Genomic DNA, 23,933 nt, shown 5'->3' with positions numbered 1-23,933 from the left:
GTTATAGATCCAGGGCGCTCCGCACGCTCCGGAAGCGACGCACTTGATCAGATCGGAATTCCCTCATGCGCCGGCCATTCATCTCGCACGCAATCAGCGCGCTTGCGCTCCTGGCGCTCGGAGCCGTTCCGGCGGGTGCTGCCGATAATTCCGCGATCAAGGAGAAGGCCTCCGCCTGCGCCGGCTGTCATGGCGAGAACGGCATTTCGCAAACCGAGAACGTTCCCTCGCTCGCCGGGCAGCCCGATCAGTTCATCCAGTGGCAGCTGGTGTTCTTCCGCGCCGGCGCGCGCAAGAACGAGCAGATGAAACCGATCGCCGAGGAAATCACCAACGAAGACATCCGGAATTTCGGCGCCTATTTCTCGCAATTGACGCCGCCGAAGGGACCGGACGACGCAGATCCGGACCTCTCGAAAAAGGGCGCGCAGGTTGCCGCGGGCCGCCGCTGCGCCTCGTGCCACACGGACAGCTATGCCGGCACCAAGGCGGTGGCGCGGCTCGCCGGCCAGCGCGAGGAATATCTGGTCAAGGCGCTGCACGACTACAAGGCCGGCCAGCGCATCGGCAACGGCGTCGCTGCGATGGTCGATGTCGCCTATCGCATGAGCGACGAGGAGATCACTGCGGTCTCGCACTATCTCGCGCATTTGAAGTAGCGCGGGATGTAGCCGCGCGACTCCTCGTCGTCCCGGACAAGCGCGCCCAAAGCGCGCGCCGATCCGGAACCCATAACCACAGAATCAAGTTTGGCGAAGACTCGGAGTTACCAGCTCGCGTCATAACCACTTCCTGTGGCTATGGGTCCCGGATCTGCGCTTCGCTTGTCCGGGACGAAGGCAGAGGGTTTGGACCTACCCCAGCCGTTGCTTCTCATACGCCTTCAAATGCGTGTAGGCGATGCGCAGTTTCGGCACCGGCACCTTGGCGGCGTCGGCGCGCGCGATGAGGTCGCCGATGACGTGATCGGCCTCGACCGGCAGGCCGGCCTTGATGTCGCGGAACATCGAGGCCGTCATCGGCGAGCCCTCGGTGGTGAGGTTGCCCTTCACCCGCTCGAAGAACGGCCCGCCCGGCGGATAGCCCGACGCGGTGGCGATCGCGCTGGTCTCATCCAGCATGCCGAGCAGGAAATCCCGGCCGCCGGGCGCTGTGAGGATGTTGCCGACGGAGGTCCGCATCAGGCTGGTGGATGCCGCGAGCGAAGCGAGGAATACCCACTTCTCCCACATGTCCTGCATGATGTTCTGGCTGGCGGCGGCGCCGGTGATGCCGCTCTTGAAGGCTTCGTCGATCGCCTTGACGCGATCGGACAGCTTGCCGTCGCGCTCGCCGTAGCTGATCGCCTGCATCGGCTGGAGCTGCACCACCTCGCGCTGCTCGTTCAAGGTCGCGGCGATGGCGCAGAGACCGCCGAGCACGCGCTCCTTGCCGAACTTTTCGTCGAGGATGTCGAGATGCTTCATGCCGTTGAGCATCGGGATGATCGCGGTGTTCGGCCCGACGGCGGCCGCGAACGACCTGATGGCGTCGTCGAGATCGAACGCCTTGCAGCTGAGCAGCACGACGTCGAACTTGTCCTTGAGCGCGTCGGCCTGCACGGTCGGCGGATTCTTCAGGGTCACGTCGCCATTCGGGCTCTTGATGACGAGCCCGGCGCTGGCGAGCTCGCCGGCCCGGCGCGGCCGGACCAGGAAGGTGACGTCGCGGCCAGCCTGCAACAGCCTGCCACCAAAATAGCCGCCGATGGCGCCGGCGCCGACCACCAGGATACGCATGCGAGAGCTCCGTTGAACGAGGCGAATGGCGAGTAGGGAATAGCGAATAGGGTGCGAGGCCGCAAATCACGAGTCACAATTTCACGACTCGCTATTCGCCATTCCCTATTCGCCCCGTTCCAGCACCATCTCCTCGACCTCACGGAGCTGCTCCTTGCCAAAGAACATCTCGTTGCCGACGAAGAAGGTCGGCGAGCCGAACGCGCCGCGCACGACCGCCTCCTCGGTGTTCTTGAGCAGCCTGGCCTTCACCTCGGGTTCCTGCGCGCGGGTAAACAGCTTTTGGGCGTCGAGGCCGGAGGACGCCAGTGCCTTCACCGCGACTTCAGGATCGTCCATCTTCTTCGGCTCGCGCCACATGTGATGGAAGGCGGCCTCGACATAGGCCTCGAACACGCCTTCCGCTTGCGCCGCGATCGCCATGCGCATCAGGTTCAGCGTGTTGACGGGAAAGTGCGGATTCCAGACATAGGGCTGGACCTTGAAGCGCTTGATGAAGCGCTCGGTCTCGACCTGCTGGAATTCACGCTTGTTCTTGATGCCGGCGAGCGTCTCGGCCGGCGACCTGTTGTTGGTCGACTTGAAGATGCCGCCGAGCAGGATCGGGACGTATTCGAACCTGACGCCGATGCGCTGCTCGATTGCGGGAATCGCGAGATGGCTGAGATAGGCGTTCGGGCTGCCGAAATCGAACAGGAACTGCGGGGCAATGCGGGTCAAACTCACTCTCCCTGACCTAACTTTCTGATCTGGCTTTTTTCCATTGTGGCGCAGGGCGCGCCACAGGTCCACCGTTTAATGATGGTCATAATACTCTGAGCGTCAGATCAGACGCCGGATCGCGCGCTTGCGCCAGACCGCGAGGTAATAGCCCATCTGCAAGACGAACATAGCGCAGAACACGATGGGATAGGCGGCCCATACGCCCTGAAGGCCGATCGTGCGGCTCAGGATCACCGCGGTAGGCAGCTCGATCGCGACGATGGCGAAGATCGAGAGCAGCATCGGCGTCAGCGCGACGCCCGCCGCGCGCATGGCCCCGGAATACACCGTGGCCAGGCCGAACGGCACCGAACTCCACAGGGCGATGTCGAGCAGGCCTTTCGCCAGATCGAGCACGGCGGCGTCGGTGATGAAGATGCCGAGGATGGCACGCGGCGCCAGATAGATCAGCGCCACCAGCCCGCCGGTCAGGACGAAGTTGAAGGCGAGCCCGGTGCGCACGATGCCGTCGAGCCGAGTTCTGTCGCCACCGCCGACTGCCTGCGCGCCAAGGATCGAGACGGCGATCGAAATCGACATCGCCGTGAACTGCGTGTAGCCCATCACCTGGTTGACGGCGCCATAGGCCGCCGTGGCATCCGACCCGAAGCCGTTGACGAGGCCGAGCAGGACCAGCTCCGCGATCGCCATCACCATCATGCCGATGGCGCTCGGCAACCCGATTCCGAGAATCTTGCCAAGCATGGCGCGGTTCAGCCGCAGCTGACGCAGCAGGGCCGCGTCCGGCGCGAGCGCGTGCTTCTTCAGCAGCAGATAGACTGTGAGCGCGATCAAGGTGAGCGCGTTCGCGATCGCGGCCGCCCATGCCGGGCTGGCGACGCCGGCCGGCGGCAATCCGAACGACCCGTGGATCAGCATCGGTGTCAGGATCAGGCCGATCGCAGTCGACAGCGCCAGCGCCAGCAGCGGCGTCAGTGCGTCGCCGACGCCGCGGATCATCGCCGTCATCAGCAGGAAGACGAAGCCGAGCGGCATGGTCAGCAGCATGATCCGCGCATAGGTGCTGGCCTGATCGAGAATGTCCGCGGGCGTGGCAAGCGCCATCATCAGCTGACGGCTGAAGAGCCCGCCGATCAGCGCAATCGAAGTGGAGAGCAGAAGGCCGATCGCGAGCGTCGTGCCCGCGATGCTCCTGATCTTGTCGGGCTCGCGCGCGCCAAAGGCCTGGCCGATCAGGACGGTCGCGCCGGTGCTGAGGCCCATGACGAAGGCGAACAGGAAGAACATCACGGGGAAGAACACCGAGACCGCCGCCAGCGCGTCGACGCCGATCATCTGGCCGAGATAGACGTTGCTGACGGTGCCGAACAGCGATTGCAGCGCGTTGCTCAGCATCAAGGGCGCGAGGAAGCGGAGGAATGTCGTCCAGAGCGGTTTTGGGGCGGACATGGATCGGCCTTTCATCAGGGCGTGCGGAGCCGTTGCCGCGCAAGGTGCGCGGCTCGGCCGTCGATGGAGGTTGTGAAGAGCGCCGCGCGGTTTACGCGCGGTCGCTGTAGGCGAGCTTGACGATGTGGTCGCGGATGTCGGCCGGCCAGTCGGCGATAGTTGCGGTGAAGCGCCGCCGGTCGTCTGCGAACAGCGCGCGCGAAGCTTCCTCGAACCGCGGCAGATTGCCCGCCATGGTCGACATGAAGTGATAGGCCGCATCGCGCGCCTGCCGCTCGCGGTCCTTGTCGCCGCTGGCGCGCCTCGCCTCGTCGACGAGCTTGCGCAGCGCGACCGAGGCGCCGCCCGGCTGCGCGCCGAGCCACTCCCAGTGCCGCGGCAACAGCGTCACCTCGCGCGCGACGACGCCGAGCTTGGGCCGGCCGCGGCCGCGTGGCTCGCTCGGCGGCGTGCTCGCCTCGACCGGCGGCGGGACGAGCTTGGCCAGCCGCGCCAGCACCTCGCGATCGCCGCCGCGCAGATCGAAGTCGATCGATAGGCCCGTGGCGTCCTCGAAGATGATGATGGCCTCGTCCGGCCGTGGCGCCACCCGCTTGACCACCAGCGCGACTTCGCCTGCGGGTCCGGACACCAGGCGACGCGGCCCCTGGAAGGCGGTGAAAGTCCTATGCATTGAAATCATTGCCATATTGATGACGTCGGGTCTCATTTAATACCCGGGTAAATTATCAACGTCAATATACCCGGGTGAAAATCTTCGCACCCTCGGCTCGACATTGCGCCCCTGGGCTGGCACCAACGGCGCCGCCGCACGACTGCGCCTAGCCACCACGCCTAGCCCTGGGGACCTCACGATGCTGATTGTTCACCACCTCAACAATTCCCGCTCGCAGCGCGTGCTGTGGTTGCTCGAGGAGCTAGGCGTCCCTTACGAGATCGTGCGCTACCAGCGCCAGCCCGACATGCGTGCGCCGAAGGAGCTGCGCGCCATCCACCCGCTCGGCAAGTCGCCCGTCATCACCGACAACGGCAATACCATCGCCGAGTCGGGTGCGATCATCGAATATATCGTCGCGACCTACGGCAATGGCCGGCTGATTCCGCCACCGAACACGCCGGAGCGGCTGCGCTTCACCTACTGGCTGCATTATGCCGAGGGATCGGCGATGCAGCCGCTGCTGTTGAAGCTGCTGTTCACGCTGATGCCGAAGCGCGCGCCGGCGCTGCTTCGTCCGCTGGTGCGCAAGGTCTCGAACCAGGCGCTGACCACGCTGGTCAATCCGCAGCTCAAGCAGCACATGGACTATTGGGAAGGCGAGCTTGCGAAGAGCGAATGGTTCGCCGGCAACGAATTCACCGCAGCCGACATCCAGATGAGCTTTCCGCTTGAAGCGGCGCAAGCGCGCGGCGGGCTCGAGCAGGGCCATCCCAAGGCAATGGCATTCCTCGAACGCATCCACGCGCGGCCGGCCTATGCGCGTGCACTGGAAAAGGGCGGGCCGTACGAGGTGGGGCGGTAAGCTTCTCTCCCGTCTTTCCGCGCCATGCGCAGCACTCAACCGTGGTGCGCAATCGCGCACCTGGCCATGCAAACGAAGCGGTTACTGGCCGGCCGCTTCTGCGCCCCGCGTGCGGGGATCCGGTGCGCCGAGCGGCCCGTTCGGCGTCACGAGAATCGAATTGGCCGATGTCTGCCCCATCGGCTCGACGATCGCATGGCCCCTCGCCTTCAGCCTCGAGCAGCACATCGTCGGGAAAGCCGCGCTCGATCCGCACTTCGTCGGGCAACCATTGGTGATGCAGCCGTGGCGCTGCGACGGCGGCCGCGACATCCATCTTGTAGTCCAGGACGTTCACGATCACCTGCAGCACGCTGGAAATGATGCGGCTGCCGCCGGGCGAGCCCGTCACCAGCACCGGCTTGCCGTTCCTGAGCACGATGGTCGGCGACATCGACGAGAGCGGACGTTTGCCAGGTCCGGGCAGATTGGCCTCGAAGCCGACGAGGCCGTAGGCATTGGAAGCGCCGACCGCGGCGGTGAAATCGTCGAGCTCGTTGTTGAGCAGCACGCCGGTGCCGTCGGCAACGAGGCCGACGCCGTAGCTGAAGTTCAGCGTGTAAGTGTTGCTGACCGCGTTGCCGCCGGAATCCACCACGGAGAAATGCGTGGTGTTGCTACCCTCACGCGGCGAGGGGGCCGCAGAGGCCAGCTCTTTCGACGGAGTGGCGCGATCGGCCGTGATGCCGGAACGCAGCCTGGCGGCGTAGTCCTTCGCGGTGAGCCTCTCGATCGGTGCGTTGACGAAGGCGGGATCGCCGAGATAGCGCGCGCGGTCCGCATAGGCCCGCTTCATGGCCTCGACCAGGAGATGCAGGGATGCCGGCGATCCCTGCTTCAAGTCGCCAAGCTGAAAGCCCTCGAGGATGTTGAGCGTCTCCACCAAGACGACGCCTCCGGACGAAGGCAGCGGCATCGACACGATGTCGTAGCCGCGATAGGTGCCGCGCACCGGCGCGCGGATCACGGCCTGATAGGTCTTCAAATCGGCCGGCGTCATGATGCCGCCGGCATCAGCCACGGCTTTGGCGAGCTTTTCCGCGACCGGTCCCTCATAGAAGCCGCGCGGTCCCTGTGCCGCGATGGCCGACAGTGTTTCGGCAAGGTCGCCCTGCATCAGCCTGTCGCCCTCGCGAAGCGGCGTGCCATCGGGCCGTGAGAAGATCTTGGCGGTCGAAGGCCAGCGTGCCAGCCGCCAGTGCCAGCCCGGCAGCGTATCGGCGATGTCGTCGCTGACGACGAAACCATCGCGCGCGAGCGCAATCGCAGGCTCGAGCAACTGCGCCAGCGTGAACCGGCCCGAGCCGTATTTCTCCAGTGCCAGACTGAGTCCCGCGACCGTGCCGGGCACGCCGACGCCAAGGGCGGAATCCCGTGACTTCGCCGGATCGGGCTTGCCGTCGGCGCCGAGGAAGATCTGCGGCGTGGTCGCAGCCGGCGCCGTCTCGCGGTAGTCGATCGTGACGTCTTCGTTGCGGTCGGCGGAATGAATCACCATGAAGCCGCCGCCGCCGATATTGCCGGCGCGCGGATAGGTCACGGCCATCGCAAAGCCGGTCGCGACGGCCGCATCGACCGCATTGCCGCCGCGCCGCAGGACCTCGGCGCCGACTTGCGCGGATATCTTCTCCTGCGCGACCACCATGCCGTGTTCGGCGGCAATGGCGCGCACCGTGCCGGGCGCGGCTGGAACATAGGTCTGTCGCGCATCCTGGGCAGTCGCGACGGCGAGACCGAACGCCAGAGCGGCTATGACGGCGAAAAACGTTCGCCGTGTCGAATGTGACGACATTATCAAACTTCCGCCGGGACTTCGACCAGTTCACACGCCTCGCCGCAATGCTATACGGTTTGGCTCAAGAGAGGCAAAACTGTTCGTGATGAGGCCTGCGTGATGACGACGATCGCCCCGGATGCGCGCATGGCCGATGCGCTGCGGACTTATCCGCCCCGCACCGCCGTCGTCGGCTGGATCCTCTTCGATTGGGCCGCGCAGCCCTATTTCACGTTGATCACGACCTTCGTGTTCGCGCCCTATTTTGCCACCAGCATTGCGCCGAATCCCGCCGCCGGCCAATCGCTGTGGGGATTTGCGATGGCTTCGGCGGGCCTTGCAATCGCGCTATTGTCGCCGGTGCTGGGAGCCATCGCCGACGCCGCGGGCCGCAGGAAACCATGGATCGCGGGATTCGGCACGGTGCTGGTGCTGGCATCGTGCACGCTGTGGATCGGCAGGCCCGGCGATGCCGCCGTCATTCCGTTGCTGCTCACCGCGGTTGCGCTCGCCAGCATCGGTGCCGAGTTCGCCACCGTCTTCAACAATGCGATGATGCCGACCCTGGTGCCGCCGGAGCGGATCGGCCGGCTCTCCGGCACCGGCTGGGCGACCGGCTATGTCGGCGGCATCGTCAGCCTGATCATCGTGCTCGGCCTCCTCGCCGCCAATCCCGAGACCGGCCGCACGCTGCTCGGCCTCACGCCATTGTTCGGGTTCGATCCCGTGACGCATCAGGGCGACCGTGCCGCCGGGCCGCTGACCGGGCTGTGGTTCATCATCTTCGTGACGCCGATGTTCCTGTTCACGCCGGACTATCCGGCCAAGCGTCCGCTGCACGAGGCGCTGCGCGAGGGCCTGTCGGAGCTCAGGCAATCGATCAAGCATCTGCCGAAGCAGAAGTCGCTCGCGGCGTTCCTGCTCGCCAACATGATCTACACCGACGGTCTGGTGTCGCTGTTTGCCTTCGGCGGCATCTATGCCGCGGGCACGTTCGGCTGGCACACGATCCAGATCGGCACGTTCGGCATCATGCTCGCCATCGCCGGCGCATTCGGCGCATGGTTCGGCGGCAAGCTGGATGATCGTCTGGGGCCGAAGCGCGTCATTGCCGGCAGCCTGCTGCTTCTCTTGATGTCCGTGGCGGCGATCCTGCTGGTCGACAAGGACAGCGTGTTGTTTGTCAAGGTCGCGCCGCCGCAAGCGGGCGCGGGCTTGTTCTCGAAGCGCGGCCGAGCGCGCCTATCTCGTCCTGGGCTGTCTGATCGGCGCGGCCGGCGGTCCACTCCAGGCCGCCTCACGCACGCTGCTGATCCACCTCGCACCGAAAGACCGGATCGCGCAGTATTTTGGCCTGTTCGCACTGACCGGAAAGGTGACGTCCTTCATCGGCCCATTGCTGATCGGAATGATTACGGCTGCGACCGCCAGCCAGAAGGCCGGCATGGCCGTGCTGGTGGTGTTCTTCGTCGCAGGGCTGGGATTATTGATGCGGGTGCGGGATTAGCATCCCCATCGTCATTCCGGGGCGCGCCGAAGGCGCGAGCCCGGAATCCGTTTCTCTGCATGGGACGCTGCACGATAGATTCCGGGTTCGCGCCTTGCGCGCCCCGGAATGACAGCAAGCTCAGTGCCTGAAGTGCCGCGTGCCCGTGAACACCATGGCGATGCCGTGCTCGTCGGCGGCCTTGATCACCTCGTCGTCGCGCATCGAGCCGCCGGGCTGCACCACGGCGGTAGCGCCGGCCTCGATGCAGGCGAGCATGCCGTCGGCGAAGGGGAAGAAGGCATCCGAGGCCACAACCGAACCCTTGGTGAGCGGCTCGGGGAGCTTCAGCTCGTTCGCCGCATCCTGCGCCTTGCGCGCGGCGATACGGGCTGAATCCACCCGGCTCATCTGCCCCGCGCCGATGCCGACGGTGGCGAGATCCTTGGCGTAGATGATGGTGTTGGACTTGACGTGCTTGGCGACGCGGAACGCGAATTTGAGGTCGCGCATCTCGGCCTCCGTCGGTGCCCGCTTGGTCACGACCTTGAACGTCATATCGTCGACCACGGCATTGTCGCGGCTTTGCACGAGCAGGCCGCCCGCCACCGTCTTGGCGGTGAGGCCCGGCGCGCGGGGGTCGGGCAGGCTGCCGGCGAGCAGCAGGCGCAGATTCTTCTTGCCGCCGATGATGGCGATCGCTTCCTCGGTGGCGTCGGGCGCGATGATCACCTCGGTAAAGATTTTCGTGATCTCGCGCGCGGTGTCGGCGTCGAGCGCGCGGTTCATCGCGATGATGCCGCCGAAGGCCGAGGTGGAATCGCAGGCCAGCGCCTTGCGGTAGGCCTCGACGAGGTTCGCGCCTTCCGCGACGCCGCAGGGATTGGCGTGCTTGACGATGACGCAGGCTGCGGTGCGCCTGGTGTCGAACTCGCCGATGCATTCATAGGCCGCGTCGGTGTCGTTGATGTTGTTGTAGGAGAGCTCCTTGCCCTGGAGCTGCCGCGCGGTCGAGACGCCCGGGCGCTTGTCCGGCGTCGCATAGAACGCCGCGGTCTGGTGCGGGTTCTCGCCGTAACGCAACGACTGGATCAGCCGGCCGCCGAAGGCGCGGAAGTCGGGTGCGTCGATCTCGAGCTGCCGGTTGAACCAGTTCGAGATCGCGGCGTCATAGGCCGCGGTGCGTGCATAGGCCTTTGCCGCAAGCCGCCGGCGCAGCTTCAGCGTGGTCGCGCCCTTGTTGGCGGCGAGCTCGTCGAGCACGGCTTTGTAGTCATCAGCCTCGACCACGACGGCGACGTCGTCGTGATTCTTGGCGGCGGCGCGGATCATGGCGGGGCCGCCGATGTCGATGTTCTCGATGCAATCCTCGAAGCCCGCGCCTTTGTCGACGGTCGCTTCGAACGGATAGAGGTTGACGACGAGCAGGTCGATCGGCGCGATGCCATGGGCCTTCATCGCCTCCACATGCTCCTTGTTGTCGCGGATCGCGAGCAGGCCGCCATGCACCTTCGGATGCAGCGTCTTGACGCGGCCGTCCATCATCTCGGGGAAGCCGGTAAGGTCGGAGACGTCCTTCACCGTGAGACCGGCCGCGGCGATCGCTTTCGCAGTGCCGCCGGTCGAGACCAGCTCGACATCGTGCGCGGCCAGCGCCTTGGCGAACTCGATCAGGCCAGTCTTGTCGGAGACGGAGAGAAGGGCGCGGGTGACGCGGCGGGGATGGTCAGTCATGAGCAAGATCCTCTGTCTTAAGGAGTGTCTATGCCCAGGCGCGCGGCGGCTACGGCCCGCGCTTCCCGATGGTGCTCCATCCAAGGTCGCCAGTCGCGCGAGCGAGGGCTCGATAGCAGTTTTCGGCCGTTTTCACAACGACCGGATCTGACTGAATCGCACGTTTACAGCGGTAGTTCCGGCTCTCGCCGCGCATTTCTCCGGGCGTTGGTCACCGCCGGCGAGGCGGTGGAACGCACAAAGCTCCAGCGGATCGAGGGCGCCTGCCGGGCATCCTGCCGGATCACGATCTGGGCGGTGCGGCGGGGGCCGTCGTTGCCGGCCAGGAACACGCTGTCCTCAAGGTCGACCTTGTCGTCGAGCGCCTCGAAGGTCCAGACGTCGCGGTTCGGCAGCACCAGCATGACGCCGCGGGCGTCCGACAGCCGGCTGGCCTTCACCGCCGGATGCAGATGGAAGCGCAGCGCGAAATCGGCATCCGCGCCCTTGAAGCGTCCGCCCTGCGGCGGCGACAGCGTGTCCTCGCCATCGATGCGCGCGCCGTCATTGGCGATCATCAGCACACGGCGGTGGATCGCGCCGAATTTGGCGAGGTAACCGTCATGCGAAGTCGTCAGCAGCGTGCCGTTCTGCACGATCTCACGATAGCTCTCGACCTCGACGGGTCCGCTGGTCACCGGCGAGCCGTGCAGCAGCCGCTTCATCGCCGACATCTCGACGAACTGACAGGACGAGGTGTCGTGGTAGGTCAGGGTGGAATGGGCCGCGGTGCCGCGTGCGAACGGTCGCCAATTGTCGCGCCCCGTGGTCGGCATGCCGCAATTGGTGACGATGCGGCTGATGCCGGAGGACAGCTCGAACGACAGGCAGCCGGCATGGGCGTCGTGACTGACGCTGGCCGGCGGCGGCGGGCCGGTGTCGATGATCACAGTGGTCTGGCCGGCATCGAGGCGCTGAAAGCCGGTATGCGGCATGTTGGCCATCGGCGCGCCGTGGGTGTCGTCATAGGCGAGCAGCGTGGCGAGCAGGTCCGAAGATGTCGCGCTCATGCCGTTGAACAGCGCGAAATTGCCGTCGCCGTGCCGGAAGAAGCGCAGCATCGGCATCATGCGGTCGATCGCGTTGAGCAGCGCCGGCGGCGGCGCGATGTTGCGCGCGGCAAAGGTCTGCCGCAGGGGCAAGAGGTCGATCAGGAGCTCGATCAGCGCGCCCGGGTTGCGGGAGATGTGTCCGCCATCGGGCAGGATCTGCCGCTGCAACTCGTCTGACAGCTTCTTCGATGCGTTGCGGATGTGACGCGTCTGGTTGGCAAGGCACAGCGCCGCATAACACAGCGCGATCAGCACCTGGAGCTTCGGCACTCCGTCCGGAATGTCGACCATAGTGTAGCGCAGGAACCGGATCTCGCGGGCGAGGGCGCGCAAGTAACGGCGGTAGAATTTGTTGTCGGTCTCGCTCAGCACCAGCGGCGCCTGCGACAGCAGGGAGATCACGCGCCTCGCCAGCACGTCGGCGCGGCGCGCGACGGGGCGGCGCTTGTTGGCGGGGTTGGCGATCCAGTCCTCGATCAAAGCGCGCGCATTCGCGCGTGTGAGGGCGGTGTCGGCGGCGCGCAAATGGCGCAGCCAGCCGAAGCCGAGCAGCGCAACCTCCCAGTCCTCCGACGGCGGCTCGAGATCGAAGATCGAGCGGCCGTGGCAATTCACGATCTTGCCGGCGAAGACGAAGCGGCCGGCATAGATCTCGGCGGCGCGGGTCGCATCCGCGGTCCGCAGATCGTGCGGCGCGATGATCAGCCGGTCGGTGCGGCTGGGCCAGACCCGCGACAGCGCAACCGAACCGCCGCTCGCGCGCGCAAGCATGTTCCGCGCGAAGCGGTTCATGACCAACGTCGAGATATGTCTGCGTTGAGCGACCGACACGCCGTGCCTTGAAGGGGGAGAGAATTAGCGACGAATCCCTATTAATCCCAAAATCGGCCGACTGACACCACCTTGAACGGCGCGAATCAGCGCCGTGGTCGCAAAATCCAGTGCAAAATCAGGATTTAACCAGCCGGGCCGCGAAAAATCCGTCGAGTCCGCCGAGCTTGGGATCGGCGTTCGGCAGATGGCAGGGCAGGGTGCGCAGATCGCCCTCCGGGTTGAGGATTTCGCTGAGGCCCGCGACCTCCGCGGCCGCGATCGGGACGCGGCGAAGCGCCGGCTCGGCCGCCAGCAGCGTCGCCACGGCCTGCTCGCCTTCTTCGGGTTCCAGCGAGCAGGTGCAGTAGATCAGTGTACCGCCCGGCTTGAGCAGCGACACCGATTTTCGCAGCAGCCGTTGCTGGAGCGCGGTCAGGGGGGCGATGTCGGATTCCTGCCGCAGCCAGGCCACGTCGGGATGGCGGCGGATCGTGCCGGTCGAGGTGCAGGGCGCATCGATCAGGACACCGTCGAAGCCCTCGGCCGGGCCGGCCCATTCCACGGCGTCGGCGACGACGGTCTCGGCCTGGAGCGACAGCCGCGCCAGGTTCTCGCGCAGCCGTGCCACCCGGGCCGGCGAGCGGTCGATCGCCGTGACCTGAGCGCCCGCCAGCGCCAGTTGTGCGGTCTTGCCGCCAGGGGCGGCGCAGAGATCTGCAATGGACTTGCCTTTGACGTCGCCGAACAGCCGGGCCGGCAGCGCGGCGGCGGCGTCCTGCACCCACCATTGTCCCTCGGTGAAGCCGGGCAGCATCGTCACCGAGCCGTGCAGCAGCATCCGCACCGTCCCGGTCGGCAGCATCTCGCCGTGCAGGCGGCTCGCCCATTGCGCGGGATCCGACTTCACGGTGAGATCGAGCGAGGGCTCGTGGCCGAGCGCCAGCGCCATCTCTCTTGCGGTGGCTTCGCCATAATGTGCGCTCCAGCGCGCGAGCAGCCATGGCGGAAGGTCGAGCGATTGCGTGGCGACCTCCTCGACCAGCGCCTTGCCCTCGCGTGCGCAGCGGCGCAGCACGGCATTGATGAGGCCGGCATAGCGCGCGGCGCGCCGGTCGGATTGCACCAGGCGAACGGAGAGGTCGACGGCGGCGTGATCCGGCACGTCCATCCAGAGGATCTGCGCCGCGCCGATCAGCAGCGCGCTCTGCGCGCGCGGCGCGTCGGAAGGAATGCCCTTGTCGAGCAGGCGCGACAGCACGTGGCCGAGCGTGCCGAGCCGGCGCAGCACGGTGGCGACCAGGCGCCGCATCAACGCCCGGTCGCGGTCGGCCAGCGACTTCAGTCCGGGATGGGCACCGCTGCCGTCGAGCTGGTCGTCAAGCGTGCGGCGCTTGTGCAGCACGCCGTCGACGATGTCGGCGGCAATCCGTCGTGCCGCAAGGCCTGGCACTTCGGGCGGAGGAGCAAAACGTTGAGATGGCATGCGGAAGCAAGGTTCTGAACGAGCGGCAGTTCCGCCGCAATGGGCGCATGCCTTGAGAAGGTGATCTCTGGCACGCGAATATGCCAAATGTAAGAATCGCTTCCGGCTTTTTCAGCCCTTTCGGGCCTGATTTCAGGAATGCGTTATTGCACGTCGCATTGCGGCCTGTCCTGCGCTAGAAGACCGGACGATGAGTGACCAGCCTCCCGTTCCCGATCGCAAGCCGCTCACGCCGGCAGCCCAGCGCGCGCTGGCCGAAGCCGAGGCACGTCGGCAGGCTGCCGCTGCGGAAGCCAGCCGTGAGGCCAAGGCGAAGGAGCTGCAGGGACCGAAGGGACCCGAGCCGACCCGCTACGGCGATTGGGAGCGCAAGGGCATCGCCTCCGACTTCTGAGCCTCTTGCTTCACCTTTCCCGCAAGCGGAGAGGGAGCGCACGTCCTTCGTGGCTGCATCAGATGCTGGGCCAGTCGTCACAGGTAATTGCGTTCTCGCAAGTAACCGATGATGCGCTCACAAGCCGCGTCGGTCGACAGCTCCGAGCTATCGATGGTGATTTCCGGTGCCTGCGGCGTCTCATAAGGCTGGTCGATGCCGGTGAACGCCGGTATCTCGCCTGCCCGTGCCTTGCGATAGAGTCCCTTGGGATCGCGACGTTCGCATTCGGCGAGCGGGGTCGCGACATGGATCTCGATGAATTCGTCCGCCTCGACCCGCTGGCGCGCCAGCTCGCGCTCGCTGCGGAACGGCGAGATCAGCGCAACCAGCGCGATCATGCCGGCGTCGACGAACAGCGCGGCGATCTCCCCGGCGCGCCGGACGTTCTCGGCCCGGTCCGCGCTGGAGAAGCCGAGGTCGCGGTTGATGCCGTGGCGAAGATTGTCGCCGTCGAGCAGCGCGGCGTGGCGGCCGAGCTCGGCAAGCCTGCGGTCGACGAGATCGGCAATCGTCGATTTGCCGGCACCGCTCAGCCCTGTGAACCAGAGCACGCAGGGCCGTTGCTGCTTCAGCCGCGCGCGCACCGATTTGTCGACGGCCAGCCGCTGCCAATGAACGTTGGTGGCGCGGCGGAGAGAATGCGCGATCATTCCCGCCGCGGCGGTGCGGTGGCTGATCGGATCGACCAGAATGAAGCTGCCCATGTTGCGGTCGTCGCGATAGGCCTCGAACGCCAATGGACGGTCGAGGTTGAGATGGACGAAGCCGATCTCGTTGGCATCGAGCGTCGCGGCGCTCTCCTGGGCCATGGTGTCGATGGCGATGCGGTGCTTGAGCGTCGTGACCACCGCACCGGTCGAGGCCGTGCCGCATTTGAGCACATAGCGTCGGCCCGCGACCATGGGCTCGTCGTCGAACCAGACCAGGTGGGCGACCAATTGATCCGAGAGCTGCGGCGCGGGACCTGCCGTCAGCACGTCGCCGCGGCTGACGTCGATCTCGTCGGCCAATGTGAGCGTGACCGATTCGCCCGCCGCCGCGCGATCGCGTTCGCCGCCGGGGGTGAGAATGCGCGCGACGCGGGTCTGACGGCCCGAGGGCTGCACCGCGACGGTCTCGCCCGTCGCAATCGCTCCGCTGGCGATCCGCCCGCAGAAACCGCGAAACTCCGCGTTCGGCCGGTTGACCCATTGCACCGGCAGCCGGAACGGCCGCTGCGAGGCGTCGCCGGACACGTCGACCGACTCCAGATAGGCTGTGACGGTCGGCCCGGCGTACCAGGGCATCCGCGCGCTCGGGGCGACGATGTTGTCGCCGTCGGGCGCCACCACCGGAATGCACTGGACCTGCGATATCCCGAGCTGCCCGGCCATGGTCAGGTATTCGGCAGTGATGGCCGCAAAGCGATCCCCGTCGAATCCGATCAGGTCCATCTTGTTCACGGCTAGCACGACGTGACGGATACCCAGCAGCGACAGGATGTGGCTATGGCGCCGCGTCTGCGTGATCACGCCCTTGCGGGCGTCGACCAGCACCACGGCGAGCTCGGCGTTGGAAGCGCCCGTTGCCATGTTGCGCGTATATTGCGCATGCCCTGGCGTGTCGGCGACGATGAAGCGGCGCAGCCTGGTGGCAAAGAAGCGGTAGGCGACGTCGATGGTGATGCCCTGCTCGCGTTCCGCCTGCAAGCCGTCGACCAACAGCGCGAAATCGAGATCGCCGCCGGTGGTGCCGACGGTCTTGCTCTCGGACGCCAGCGCGTCGAGCTGGTCGTCGAGCAACGTCTTGGAATCGTAGAGCAGGCGGCCGACCAGCGTGCTCTTGCCGTCGTCGACGCTGCCGCAGGTGACGAAACGCAGCGTCGGACGGTCGTCCTGGTCCAGCCGCGGCGCACCGGAAGCGGCGATCGTGGGGGCTTCGTGATAGGACATCAGAAATAGCCTTCCGCTTTCTTGCGCTCCATCGAAGCCGGACTGTCCCGGTCGATCATGCGTCCCTGCCGTTCGGAGGTGCGCGAGGCCGTCATCTCGCGCACGATCTCGGGCAGGGTTGCCGCCGTCGAGACCGTGGCACCGCTGAGCGGATAGCAGCCCAGGGTCCGAAATCTGACCGAGCGCCATTGCGGCTGTTCATCTGCATGCAGCGGCAGCCGCTCGTCGTCCACCATGATCAATGCGCCGTCGCGCTCGACCACCGGGCGTGCGGCCGCCAGATAGAGTGGAACGATCGGGATGTCCTCGAGCAGGATGTAGTCCCAGACGTCGAGCTCGGTCCAGTTCGACAGCGGAAACACCCGCATGCTCTCGCCGGGCGCGAGCATCGTGTTGTACAGGCTCCAGAGCTCGGGCCGCTGGTTCTTCGGATCCCAGCGATGCGCCGCGCTCCGGTGCGAGAACACGCGCTCCTTGGCACGCGACTTCTCCTCGTCGCGCCGCGCTCCCCCGATCGCAGCATCGAAGCCGTGACATTCGAGCGCCTGCCGCAACGCCTGCGTCTTCATGACGTCGGTGTAGCGGGCCGAGCCGTGGGTGAAGGGGTCGATGCCCTCGCGCAATCCGTCGTTGTTGGTATGGACGATCAGATCGAGGCCGAGTTCGTGTGCGCGGCGGTCGCGAAATGCGATCATCTCGCGGAACTTCCAGGTGGTGTCGACGTGCAGCAGCGGAAACGGCGGCTTGCCGGGATGAAACGCCTTCATCGCCAGATGCAGCAGCACCGAGGAATCCTTGCCGATCGAGTAGAGCATGACCGGCTTGCGGAACTCGGCTGCCGTCTCCCGCAGGATGTGGATGCTTTCCGCTTCCAGGCGCCGGAGATGGCTGGCGACGTGAAGCTGCTTGCCGCCTGCATCTTCACGGAGGGTGGGATCGGCGATGGTGGGAATGTCCAGCATGACGATCACGCGGCCGCAGCGAACCAGTCGCCGAACAGACGTTGCGACAGCGCCGCATTCAGGCCGAGGTCGCGAACGCAGGCTGCGACCGAGGCGCGATAGGCATCGTTGACACCACAGCGCTCCAGAACCTCGCGTTGCGCTTCGCTCAGAGAGGCGGTGGCACGGCGCTGGTAGCGATAGGCACTGTCGGAGGTGTGCAGATTGGGCACCTTGTAGATGGTCGCTTCCCTCGGGAAGATGACGCGCGCATTGTTCGCTTGCGCCTCTCCCGGTTCCCGCCAGGACGTCACGGCATTCTCGTTGAAGCTGCCCGAAAGGCCGATCCGGTCGAACAGCACGCGGATCGACGACACGGCCTCCTTGCTCACCTCGTAGACGTAGTGAGTGACGGCAACGTCGTGTCGCTGGGCGTAGCTGGCGACCTGAGCCGCGCTGAGCGCGGCGACGACATAGTGCCGCAGCAGTACATCTGCAGGCGCGCGCGAGATCAGCTTGTCGAGCCACGACGCCAGCGAGCTCGCCGGCTCGCGGTCGAGCATGATGAGGTGCAGGCGGTGCGGCGGATAGCCCGCCTCGATCAGCAACTTGAGCGGATTGAACAGGCTCTCGGCGAGCACGTAGGGTCCGATCGTTTCCTTGCCGAAGATATGCGGCTCGTCGCCCGCCGACGGCACGATCCACGGTGCCGGCCTGTGCCCGACGAGCGCATCGCGCAGCATGGCCTTCAACGGCTGGTAATAGGAAGGCATCCCCGTCATGCCGAACAGATTGCTCAGGGCCGTCGATCCGACGCGCGCCTTGCCGCATGCAAAATAGAGCATGGGAAAATCTTGCGGCGGACGATGCTTGAAGCCGTCGGCCAGGCACTCCGTCACCTCGCGCATCAGCGTCTCGAGCGCGACGGCCCTGGTTTGGAATCCGTCCACCGGCGAAAGCAGCGTGGTTTCGAGCGAACTATGTTGCTGACGAACGAGATCGGCGACTCGCTCAAGCGAATCGGGGGACGATGCGTCGATGTTCATGGTGGGGGACTCGCTGAACAAGTTCCGCAAGCAAGTTGCTTACGGTTCGATGTTCAACCTATAGTTGACGATAACCTCGGTCAAACCCGGGTAAACCCGGGGTTGTAATTGTCCAGGGCGCACGGCAACGGCGCCCGCCGCGTCGTTGCGGACCTATGCGGCGCGCACGGTGTCGAGGAACTTCTCGACCTCGGTCTTCAGGAGACCGCTCTCGCGCGACAGCGAGCGCGCCGACGCCAACACCTGTCCCGATGCCGCGCCGGTCGCGCTGGCGCCGTGGCTGACGTGGGCAATCTTGTCCGCGACTTCGACCGTTCCCTTGGCCGCTTCGCTGACATTTCGCGCAATTTCGGCCGTCGCTGCGCCCTGCTGTTCGATCGTCGCGGCAATGGTCGTCGAGATGTCGGAGATGCGGCCGATGGTCGTCCCGATTTCCTTGATCGCTCCGACGGAGTCCTCCGTTGCCGATTGCATGCCGGCGATCTGCGAGCTGATTTCCTCGGTCGCACGCGCGGTTTGCGCCGCGAGCGCCTTGACCTCGCTCGCCACGACCGCAAAGCCGCGGCCGGATTCGCCGGCGCGCGCGGCCTCGATCGTTGCGTTCAACGCCAGGAGGTTGGTCTGCTCGGCGATGGCCGTAATCAGTTTGACGACGTCGCCGATGCGGCCCGCCGCCTTGAGCAGCTCGTTGATCCGGGCATCGGTGCGCTCGGCCTGCTTGACCGCATCGCCGGCGATGCGGCTGGAATCGTGCACCTGGCGGCCGATCTCGACGACCGACGTGCTCATCTCCTCGGCCGCGGAGGCCACGGCTCCCACATTCGTGGAGGCCTCCTCCGAGGCGGCGGCGACCATTCCGGAGAGCTGCTGAGTCTGTTCGGCCGTGCCCGACAATGTGCCGGCCGCGGCTTCGAGCTGCTGGGAGGCGGTCGACACCGAGTCGATGATGCCGCCGACCGCAGTTTCGAACGCGTTGGCGAGTCGGGTCATCTCCTGCTTGCGCTGAGCGGCGGCTGCGGCTACTTGGTTCTTCTGCTCAACTTCCATCTGCTCGATGCGAATCAGATTTTCCTTGAAGGTCTGTGCTGCGCGGGCGTTGTCACCGACCTCGTCGCCGCGGCCTGTGTAGGGAATTTCGACTGCCTTGTTGCCTCCCGCGAGTTGCAGGAGCACGTCGCCGATGCGCCGGATCGGGCGGGCGACGTTCAAGACGGAAAAGATCGCGGAGCCGATCAGCGTCAGGACGACGAACAGGCCGACGATCAAGGCGAAGTTCGCGACGCGGTCCAGCTCGGCCAGCATCTCGCCCTTGCGGCGCGCGGCGAATTCGTTGGCGACGCCGACGAGATCGTCGATCCGCTTGCTGACTTCCTGGGCTGCCGGCCGCATCTGCTCGGCGAGAATGCTTGCCCTGGCCGACTCGGCTGCAAGCCTGGCACCGCCTGCAGGGGCAGCAATGACGGCCTTTTGCGCCGCCGCCAGCTCGACGCCGCTGGCCAGATACGCATCGACGAATTTCTTGGTCTCGCGGTAGGCGTCCTGTGTGACCTTCCGGGTCGCCCGCTCCATCGCGGCGTGGATCTCCGTGCCGGCTTCGCCTGCCCGGCTGCGGAGAAGCCTCGAGGAGCCTGTCCGCCTCACCGGCCGACGGTGCCGAGCCGAGTTCGAGAGCGGCGAGCTGCGCGCGTGCCATCGCCGTCTGCGCCGCCTGCGCGTTGCCCTTGTTGAGATAGTTGATCGTGACGAGGCGATTGGATTCCGCAATCGAGCGGTTGCCGAGCATTTGATTGGTCAGCATGCCGCCGACCAACACGACGCTCACGCCCGTGACGATGCCGAGCTTTGTTCCAATGCGAAACCTGAATGACCCCACGGCAATCTCCCCTCGATTGTTGTATAACAGGTATGCGCAACCAATGATTGAGAATTGGAAAAGATTCGCGGCCCCCCAGTAGAACTACGGCTGACATGCGTTCGAAGCGGAATTTCGTGCAGGCTCGCAGCGGTTCCTGCTTCCCCGGGGCTGCGCGCTCGTGCTTGTGAGTTCCCCCGACTCAGTCCTAGCGTGAGTTGATGCGTTTCAAGGATCGCCTGCATTCCCGTCGGCCGCGGTTCAGCGGCTCGCCGTTCGGCCGCCGCTTCTCCGGCCTATTGCCCTGGATGTTCGTGGTGGGCATCGCCGCGGCCGTCGTGCTCACGTTCCGCCATGGAACGCACTGGCTTCTTCCCGATGCCGATCGCGCTGGCGATGCCGAGATCGTTCTTCAGCAGACCGGCCACGCCGACGTCCGTCCCGTCGACGTCATCCGCACCATCGATGGCGACACCTTTCTCGCGCGTGTGCGTCTGCAAGAGGGACGCGATCCCGTGGTGCGCGTTCGGCTGCGCGGCATCGATGCGCCCGAGCTGAAAGCATCCTGCCAGGAGGAGCTGGACAAGGCGGAAGCTGCGGCCCGTGCCTTGCGCGATCTGCTCGGCCAAGGCGGCGTGACCATCACCAATCTCGGCCCCGACAAATACGGCCGCGTGCTCGCCGACGTCGCGACCCGGCGCACAGCGAATGTCTCCGCGGCGTTGCTCGCCGGCGACTTCGTGCGCAGCTACAATGGCGGCCATCGTGGCGGCTGGTGCGCGCGCGGCTGGCGCCTCTGGTAACAAAAAAGCCGCGTCCAAAGACGCGGCTCGTTGTTGTCGCGGCCGACCGCGGGATCAGCGCGTCACGACCACCGTGGTGCCGACGGAGACGCGGCTATAGAGATCGGTGATGTCGTCGTTGAGCATGCGGATGCAGCCATAGGAGACGAAGCCGCCGATCGAGCCCGGCACGTTGGTGCCGTGGATGGCGTATTCGCCGCCGGCCAGCGTCAGCGCCGCGACGCCCATCGGGTTGCGGGGCGAGCCGCCGGGAATCATGTCGGGAATGTTGGGCTTGTCGCGCTTGACCTCGGCCGGCGGCGCCCAGGCCGGGTTGCGATACTTGCCGTCGATCTTCGTCGTGCCGGCCCATTGCTTGCCGGACTTGCCGACGCCGACCGGATAGCGCACGGCGTGGCCGTTATCGAGAACGAGATAGAGTTTGCGTTCGCTGGTTTTGACCACGATCGTGCCCGGCGAATAGTCCGCGAGGCGCGTGCCCACTATTTCCGGCCGCGCTTCTGCCGCGGTCGACATCAAGATCCCGGCTCCGATGATGGCGGCCATCGCCACCGCAATCCTCATCGACATCGATCTCCCCCTTGCCCCAATCGGATCATCCAAAATGACGCAGAACCCGCAATCGCCGCCGCGCCAAGTCCTCGTGAGGGGACATTCTTAACCGCGCCCGTTAACCGGATGGTTTCCACGCGCGGCCACCGAAGGCCGGCCAGCAGGGGGAACAAAGGAAATGTTCGAAATAAAGTAAATGACCTGAAAACAACACTCGGCGGGAAATATACCGGCGCGCGGCCGCGCGCGCTGACAAGCGCGTGAGGCTATGAACGGCTGTTGGTTGAAGGCGAGCTCAATACCCGCTCTCGTGTCCCGGACAAGCGCAACGAAGCGGAGATCCGGGACCCAGTTCTTTCTTTCACGGCAGGATGGGCCCCGGCTCGGCAGCGCATCACTTGCGCGCTGCGCTGCGTCCGGGGCACGGGCTTGCCTTACGCCGGCTTCCTGTTCTGCCGGTTCTTGACGAGGTCATCGACCACGGCGGGATCGGCCAGGGTCGAGGTGTCGCCCAGGCTGCCCGGCTCGTCCTCGGCGATCTTGCGCAGGATGCGGCGCATGATCTTGCCGGAACGGGTCTTTGGCAGGCCCGGCGCAAACTGGATCTGGTCGGGCGAGGCGATCGGTCCGATCTCCTTGCGCACCCAGGTGACGAGCTCCTTGCGCAGGTCCTCGGTCGGCTCGATGCCGGCCATCAGGGTGACGTAGGCATAGATGCCCTGGCCCTTGATGTCGTGCGGGAAGCCGACCACCGCGGCCTCCGAGACCTTCTCATGTGCCACCAGCGCGCTCTCGACTTCCGCGGTGCCCATGCGATGGCCGGAGACGTTGATGACGTCGTCGACGCGACCGGTGATCCAGTAATAGCCGTCGGCGTCGCGGCGGCAGCCGTCGCCGGTGAAATACTTGCCCTTGTAGGTCGAGAAATAGGTCTGCTCGAAGCGGGCGTGGTCGCCATAGACGGTGCGCATCTGGCCCGGCCATGAGCGGGTGAGGCAGAGATTGCCTGAGGTTTCGCCCTCCAGCACCTTGCCGTCGGCATCGACGATCTCGGGCACCACGCCGAAGAACGGCTGGGTCGCCGAGCCGGGCTTGAGCTTGGTCGCGCCCGGCAGCGGCGTGATCAGGATGCCGCCGGTCTCGGTCTGCCACCAGGTGTCGACGATCGGGCAGCGGTCGTCGCCGACGACGCGGTGATACCATTCCCAGGCTTCCGGGTTGATCGGCTCGCCGACCGAGCCGAGCAGGCGCAGGCTCGCGCGCGAGGTCTTCTTCACCGGCTCGTCGCCCGACTGCATCAGCGCGCGGATCGCGGTCGGCGCGGTGTAGAAGATGTTGACCTTGTGCTTGTCGATGACGTTCCAGAACCTGGAATTATCCGGGTAATTCGGCACGCCTTCGAACATCAGCGTGGTCGCGCCGTTCGCCAGCGGCCCGTAGAGGATGTAGCTGTGGCCGGTGACCCAGCCGACATCCGCGGTGCACCAGTAGATGTCGCCGTCGTGATAGTCGAAGACGTATTGATGCGTCATCGAGGCGAACACGAGATAGCCGGCGGAGGTGTGCAGCACGCCCTTGGGCTGACCGGTCGAGCCCGAGGTGTAGAGGATGAACAGCGGGTCCTCGGCGTGCATGTGCTCGACCGGGCATTCCGTCGTCACCATGGCCGCCGCCTCGTGATACCAGAGGTCCCGCGACGGATTCATCTCGACCTTGCCGCCGGTGCGCTTGACCACGACGACCCAGTCGACGCCGCCGGCCTTGGCGAGCGCCGCATCGACATTGGCCTTCAGCGGCACCTTCTTGCCGCCGCGCAGGCCTTCGTCCGCGGTGATGATGACCTTGGATTTGCAGTCGTTGATGCGCTGGGCGAGGCTGTCCGGCGAGAAGCCCGCGAACACCACGGAGTGGATCGCGCCGATGCGGGCGCAGGCGAGCATCGCATAGGCCGCTTCTGGAATCATCGGCAGGTAGATGGTGACGCGGTCGCCTTTCCCGACATTGCGGGTGCGCAGGATGTTGGCCATCCGGCAGACCTCGTCGTGCAGCTCCTGGTAGGTGATGTGCTTGGACTGCGAGGGATCGTCGCCTTCCCAGATGATCGCGGTCTGGTTGCCGCGCTTGGCGAGATGCCGGTCGATGCAATTGTAGGCAACGTTGAGGATGCCGTCCTCGAACCACTTGATCGAGATGTTACCGGGTGCGAACGAGACGTTCTCGATCTTCGTCGGCGCGTGCATCCAGTCGATGCGCTTGGCCTGCTCCGCCCAGAAACCGTTCGGGTCCGAGATCGAGCGAGCGTACATCTCCTTGTACTTGGCCTGGTCGACCCAGGCGCGCTTTGCCCACTCCGCAGGGACGTCGTAGATCTTCTCGGACATGCTTTCCCTCCACATTCGGCAGGCCGAACGCGAGCGACCGGCGAGCCGACTTGATCATTGACTGATTATGCGTCGGGCTAACCGGACCCGACAAGGAGCAC

General features: G+C 65.7%; 18 protein-coding genes, 2 pseudogenes and 1 riboswitch. Of the genes and pseudogenes, 6 read left to right on the top strand and 14 right to left on the bottom strand.

All coding sequences use genetic code 11. The features are described 5' to 3' along the window. Positions 1-65: 65 nt before the first annotated feature. Positions 66-659 carry a c-type cytochrome gene (locus ACETMP_RS23505; protein WP_375158065.1) on the top strand — a complete coding sequence of 198 codons (594 nt, stop codon included), beginning with the start codon at positions 66-68 and terminating at the stop codon, positions 657-659. Between the two features lie 195 nt (positions 660-854). Here the strand turns inward: ACETMP_RS23505 and panE are convergent, their stop codons facing one another. From panE to ACETMP_RS23485, 4 genes are all read right to left on the bottom strand, one after another. Beyond that, the gene (panE, locus tag ACETMP_RS23500; protein ID WP_375158064.1) at positions 855-1,778 is read right to left on the bottom strand and encodes a 2-dehydropantoate 2-reductase; all 924 of its coding nucleotides are present in this window, start codon (positions 1,776-1,778) and stop codon (positions 855-857) included. A 105-nt stretch (positions 1,779-1,883) separates the two neighbouring features. After that, the gene (locus ACETMP_RS23495; RefSeq protein ID WP_375158063.1) at positions 1,884-2,498 is read right to left on the bottom strand and encodes a 2-hydroxychromene-2-carboxylate isomerase; all 615 of its coding nucleotides are present in this window, start codon (positions 2,496-2,498) and stop codon (positions 1,884-1,886) included. 102 nt (positions 2,499-2,600) lie between these two features. Beyond that, entirely contained in the window at positions 2,601-3,950 is a 1,350-nt protein-coding gene (locus ACETMP_RS23490; RefSeq protein ID WP_375158062.1) for an MATE family efflux transporter, read from the bottom strand. A 91-nt stretch (positions 3,951-4,041) separates the two neighbouring features. Beyond that, positions 4,042-4,638 (bottom strand): DUF2239 family protein, encoded by a 597-nt coding sequence (locus ACETMP_RS23485; protein ID WP_375158061.1) that lies wholly within the window; start codon positions 4,636-4,638, stop codon positions 4,042-4,044. A gap of 166 nt (positions 4,639-4,804) precedes the next feature. Here ACETMP_RS23485 and ACETMP_RS23480 point away from each other — a divergent pair, with 166 nt between their 5' ends. Further along, on the top strand, positions 4,805-5,470 hold the full coding sequence (locus ACETMP_RS23480; protein WP_375158060.1) for a glutathione S-transferase family protein: 666 nt from the start codon (positions 4,805-4,807) through the stop codon (positions 5,468-5,470). An 81-nt stretch (positions 5,471-5,551) separates the two neighbouring features. Here the strand turns inward: ACETMP_RS23480 and ggt are convergent. Continuing rightward, a pseudogene (gene ggt, locus ACETMP_RS23475) lies at positions 5,552-7,301 on the bottom strand (gamma-glutamyltransferase). A gap of 102 nt (positions 7,302-7,403) precedes the next feature. Between ggt and ACETMP_RS23470 the strand changes: the two are divergent. Next, positions 7,404-8,790: pseudogene (locus ACETMP_RS23470) on the top strand (MFS transporter). 120 nt (positions 8,791-8,910) lie between these two features. Here ACETMP_RS23470 and purH read toward each other — a convergent pair. The 3 genes from purH to ACETMP_RS23455 all read right to left on the bottom strand — a co-directional run bounded on the left by purH (position 8,911) and on the right by ACETMP_RS23455 (position 13,890). Further along, positions 8,911-10,503 (bottom strand): bifunctional phosphoribosylaminoimidazolecarboxamide formyltransferase/IMP cyclohydrolase, encoded by a 1,593-nt coding sequence (gene purH / locus ACETMP_RS23465; protein ID WP_375158059.1) that lies wholly within the window; start codon positions 10,501-10,503, stop codon positions 8,911-8,913. A 25-nt stretch (positions 10,504-10,528) separates the two neighbouring features. Continuing rightward, positions 10,529-10,610: riboswitch (ZMP/ZTP riboswitch) on the bottom strand. A gap of 57 nt (positions 10,611-10,667) precedes the next feature. Further along, positions 10,668-12,386 carry a heparinase II/III family protein gene (locus ACETMP_RS23460; RefSeq protein ID WP_028133400.1) on the bottom strand — a complete coding sequence of 573 codons (1,719 nt, stop codon included), beginning with the start codon at positions 12,384-12,386 and terminating at the stop codon, positions 10,668-10,670. A gap of 157 nt (positions 12,387-12,543) precedes the next feature. Then, a complete protein-coding gene (locus ACETMP_RS23455; protein ID WP_375158058.1) occupies positions 12,544-13,890 on the bottom strand; it encodes an RsmB/NOP family class I SAM-dependent RNA methyltransferase in 1,347 nt (448 codons plus the stop codon). 190 nt (positions 13,891-14,080) lie between these two features. On the opposite strand from ACETMP_RS23455, the gene ACETMP_RS23450 reads away from it, so the two are divergent. Next, positions 14,081-14,284: a DUF1674 domain-containing protein gene (locus ACETMP_RS23450; protein WP_375158057.1), complete on the top strand. Its 204-nt coding sequence runs from the start codon at positions 14,081-14,083 to the stop codon at positions 14,282-14,284. Between the two features lie 77 nt (positions 14,285-14,361). Here ACETMP_RS23450 and cysN read toward each other — a convergent pair whose 3' ends face one another. The 4 genes from cysN to ACETMP_RS23430 form a co-directional block, all read right to left on the bottom strand. Next, positions 14,362-16,257, bottom strand: a complete 1,896-nt coding sequence (cysN, locus tag ACETMP_RS23445; protein ID WP_375158056.1) for a sulfate adenylyltransferase subunit CysN — start codon at positions 16,255-16,257, stop codon at positions 14,362-14,364. Then, positions 16,257-17,219 (bottom strand): sulfate adenylyltransferase subunit CysD, encoded by a 963-nt coding sequence (gene cysD, locus ACETMP_RS23440; protein WP_375158055.1) that lies wholly within the window; start codon positions 17,217-17,219, stop codon positions 16,257-16,259. Before cysD ends, cysN begins: the two co-directional genes overlap by 1 nt. A gap of 5 nt (positions 17,220-17,224) precedes the next feature. Beyond that, positions 17,225-18,244 (bottom strand): sulfotransferase family protein, encoded by a 1,020-nt coding sequence (locus ACETMP_RS23435; protein WP_375158054.1) that lies wholly within the window; start codon positions 18,242-18,244, stop codon positions 17,225-17,227. 153 nt (positions 18,245-18,397) lie between these two features. Then, positions 18,398-19,813 carry a methyl-accepting chemotaxis protein gene (locus tag ACETMP_RS23430; protein ID WP_375158053.1) on the bottom strand — a complete coding sequence of 472 codons (1,416 nt, stop codon included), beginning with the start codon at positions 19,811-19,813 and terminating at the stop codon, positions 18,398-18,400. Here ACETMP_RS23430 and ACETMP_RS23425 point away from each other — a divergent pair. Next, positions 19,788-20,111, top strand: a complete 324-nt coding sequence (locus tag ACETMP_RS23425) for a hypothetical protein (protein ID WP_375158052.1) — start codon at positions 19,788-19,790, stop codon at positions 20,109-20,111. The genes ACETMP_RS23430 and ACETMP_RS23425 overlap by 26 nt on opposite strands. A 206-nt stretch (positions 20,112-20,317) precedes the next feature. Continuing rightward, positions 20,318-20,899 (top strand): thermonuclease family protein, encoded by a 582-nt coding sequence (locus ACETMP_RS23420; protein ID WP_375158051.1) that lies wholly within the window; start codon positions 20,318-20,320, stop codon positions 20,897-20,899. A gap of 54 nt (positions 20,900-20,953) precedes the next feature. Here ACETMP_RS23420 and ACETMP_RS23415 read toward each other — a convergent pair whose 3' ends face one another. Beyond that, complete coding sequence (locus ACETMP_RS23415; protein WP_028133392.1) at positions 20,954-21,469, bottom strand: L,D-transpeptidase; 516 nt, start codon at positions 21,467-21,469, stop codon at positions 20,954-20,956. A 416-nt stretch (positions 21,470-21,885) separates the two neighbouring features. Next, entirely contained in the window at positions 21,886-23,832 is a 1,947-nt protein-coding gene (acs, locus tag ACETMP_RS23410; RefSeq protein WP_375158050.1) for an acetate--CoA ligase, read from the bottom strand. Between the last annotated feature and the right edge of the window lie 101 nt (positions 23,833-23,933).

Origin of the sequence: Bradyrhizobium dasycarpum (assembly GCF_042019905.1) — a bacterium.
Lineage (GTDB): Bacteria > Pseudomonadota > Alphaproteobacteria > Rhizobiales > Xanthobacteraceae > Bradyrhizobium > Bradyrhizobium japonicum_B.
Note: the sequence above shows the minus strand (reverse complement) of the source record. Positions and strands in the feature narration are given on the sequence as shown.

Coding starts and splice junctions, on each gene's coding strand:
- cysN (WP_375158056.1), bottom strand. CDS start 16,257: ATGTCCTATCACGAAGCCCCCACGATCGCCGCTTCCGGTGCGCCGCGG.
- ACETMP_RS23505 (WP_375158065.1), top strand. CDS start 66: ATGCGCCGGCCATTCATCTCGCACGCAATCAGCGCGCTTGCGCTCCTG.
- ACETMP_RS23490 (WP_375158062.1), bottom strand. CDS start 3,950: ATGTCCGCCCCAAAACCGCTCTGGACGACATTCCTCCGCTTCCTCGCG.
- panE (WP_375158064.1), bottom strand. CDS start 1,778: ATGCGTATCCTGGTGGTCGGCGCCGGCGCCATCGGCGGCTATTTTGGT.
- ACETMP_RS23480 (WP_375158060.1), top strand. CDS start 4,805: ATGCTGATTGTTCACCACCTCAACAATTCCCGCTCGCAGCGCGTGCTG.
- acs (WP_375158050.1), bottom strand. CDS start 23,832: ATGTCCGAGAAGATCTACGACGTCCCTGCGGAGTGGGCAAAGCGCGCC.
- ACETMP_RS23485 (WP_375158061.1), bottom strand. CDS start 4,638: ATGGCAATGATTTCAATGCATAGGACTTTCACCGCCTTCCAGGGGCCG.
- cysD (WP_375158055.1), bottom strand. CDS start 17,219: ATGCTGGACATTCCCACCATCGCCGATCCCACCCTCCGTGAAGATGCA.
- ACETMP_RS23420 (WP_375158051.1), top strand. CDS start 20,318: ATGCGTTTCAAGGATCGCCTGCATTCCCGTCGGCCGCGGTTCAGCGGC.
- ACETMP_RS23460 (WP_028133400.1), bottom strand. CDS start 12,386: ATGAACCGCTTCGCGCGGAACATGCTTGCGCGCGCGAGCGGCGGTTCG.
- ACETMP_RS23430 (WP_375158053.1), bottom strand. CDS start 19,813: ATGGAGCGGGCGACCCGGAAGGTCACACAGGACGCCTACCGCGAGACC.
- purH (WP_375158059.1), bottom strand. CDS start 10,503: ATGACTGACCATCCCCGCCGCGTCACCCGCGCCCTTCTCTCCGTCTCC.
- ACETMP_RS23435 (WP_375158054.1), bottom strand. CDS start 18,244: ATGAACATCGACGCATCGTCCCCCGATTCGCTTGAGCGAGTCGCCGAT.
- ACETMP_RS23450 (WP_375158057.1), top strand. CDS start 14,081: ATGAGTGACCAGCCTCCCGTTCCCGATCGCAAGCCGCTCACGCCGGCA.
- ACETMP_RS23415 (WP_028133392.1), bottom strand. CDS start 21,469: ATGTCGATGAGGATTGCGGTGGCGATGGCCGCCATCATCGGAGCCGGG.
- ACETMP_RS23455 (WP_375158058.1), bottom strand. CDS start 13,890: ATGCCATCTCAACGTTTTGCTCCTCCGCCCGAAGTGCCAGGCCTTGCG.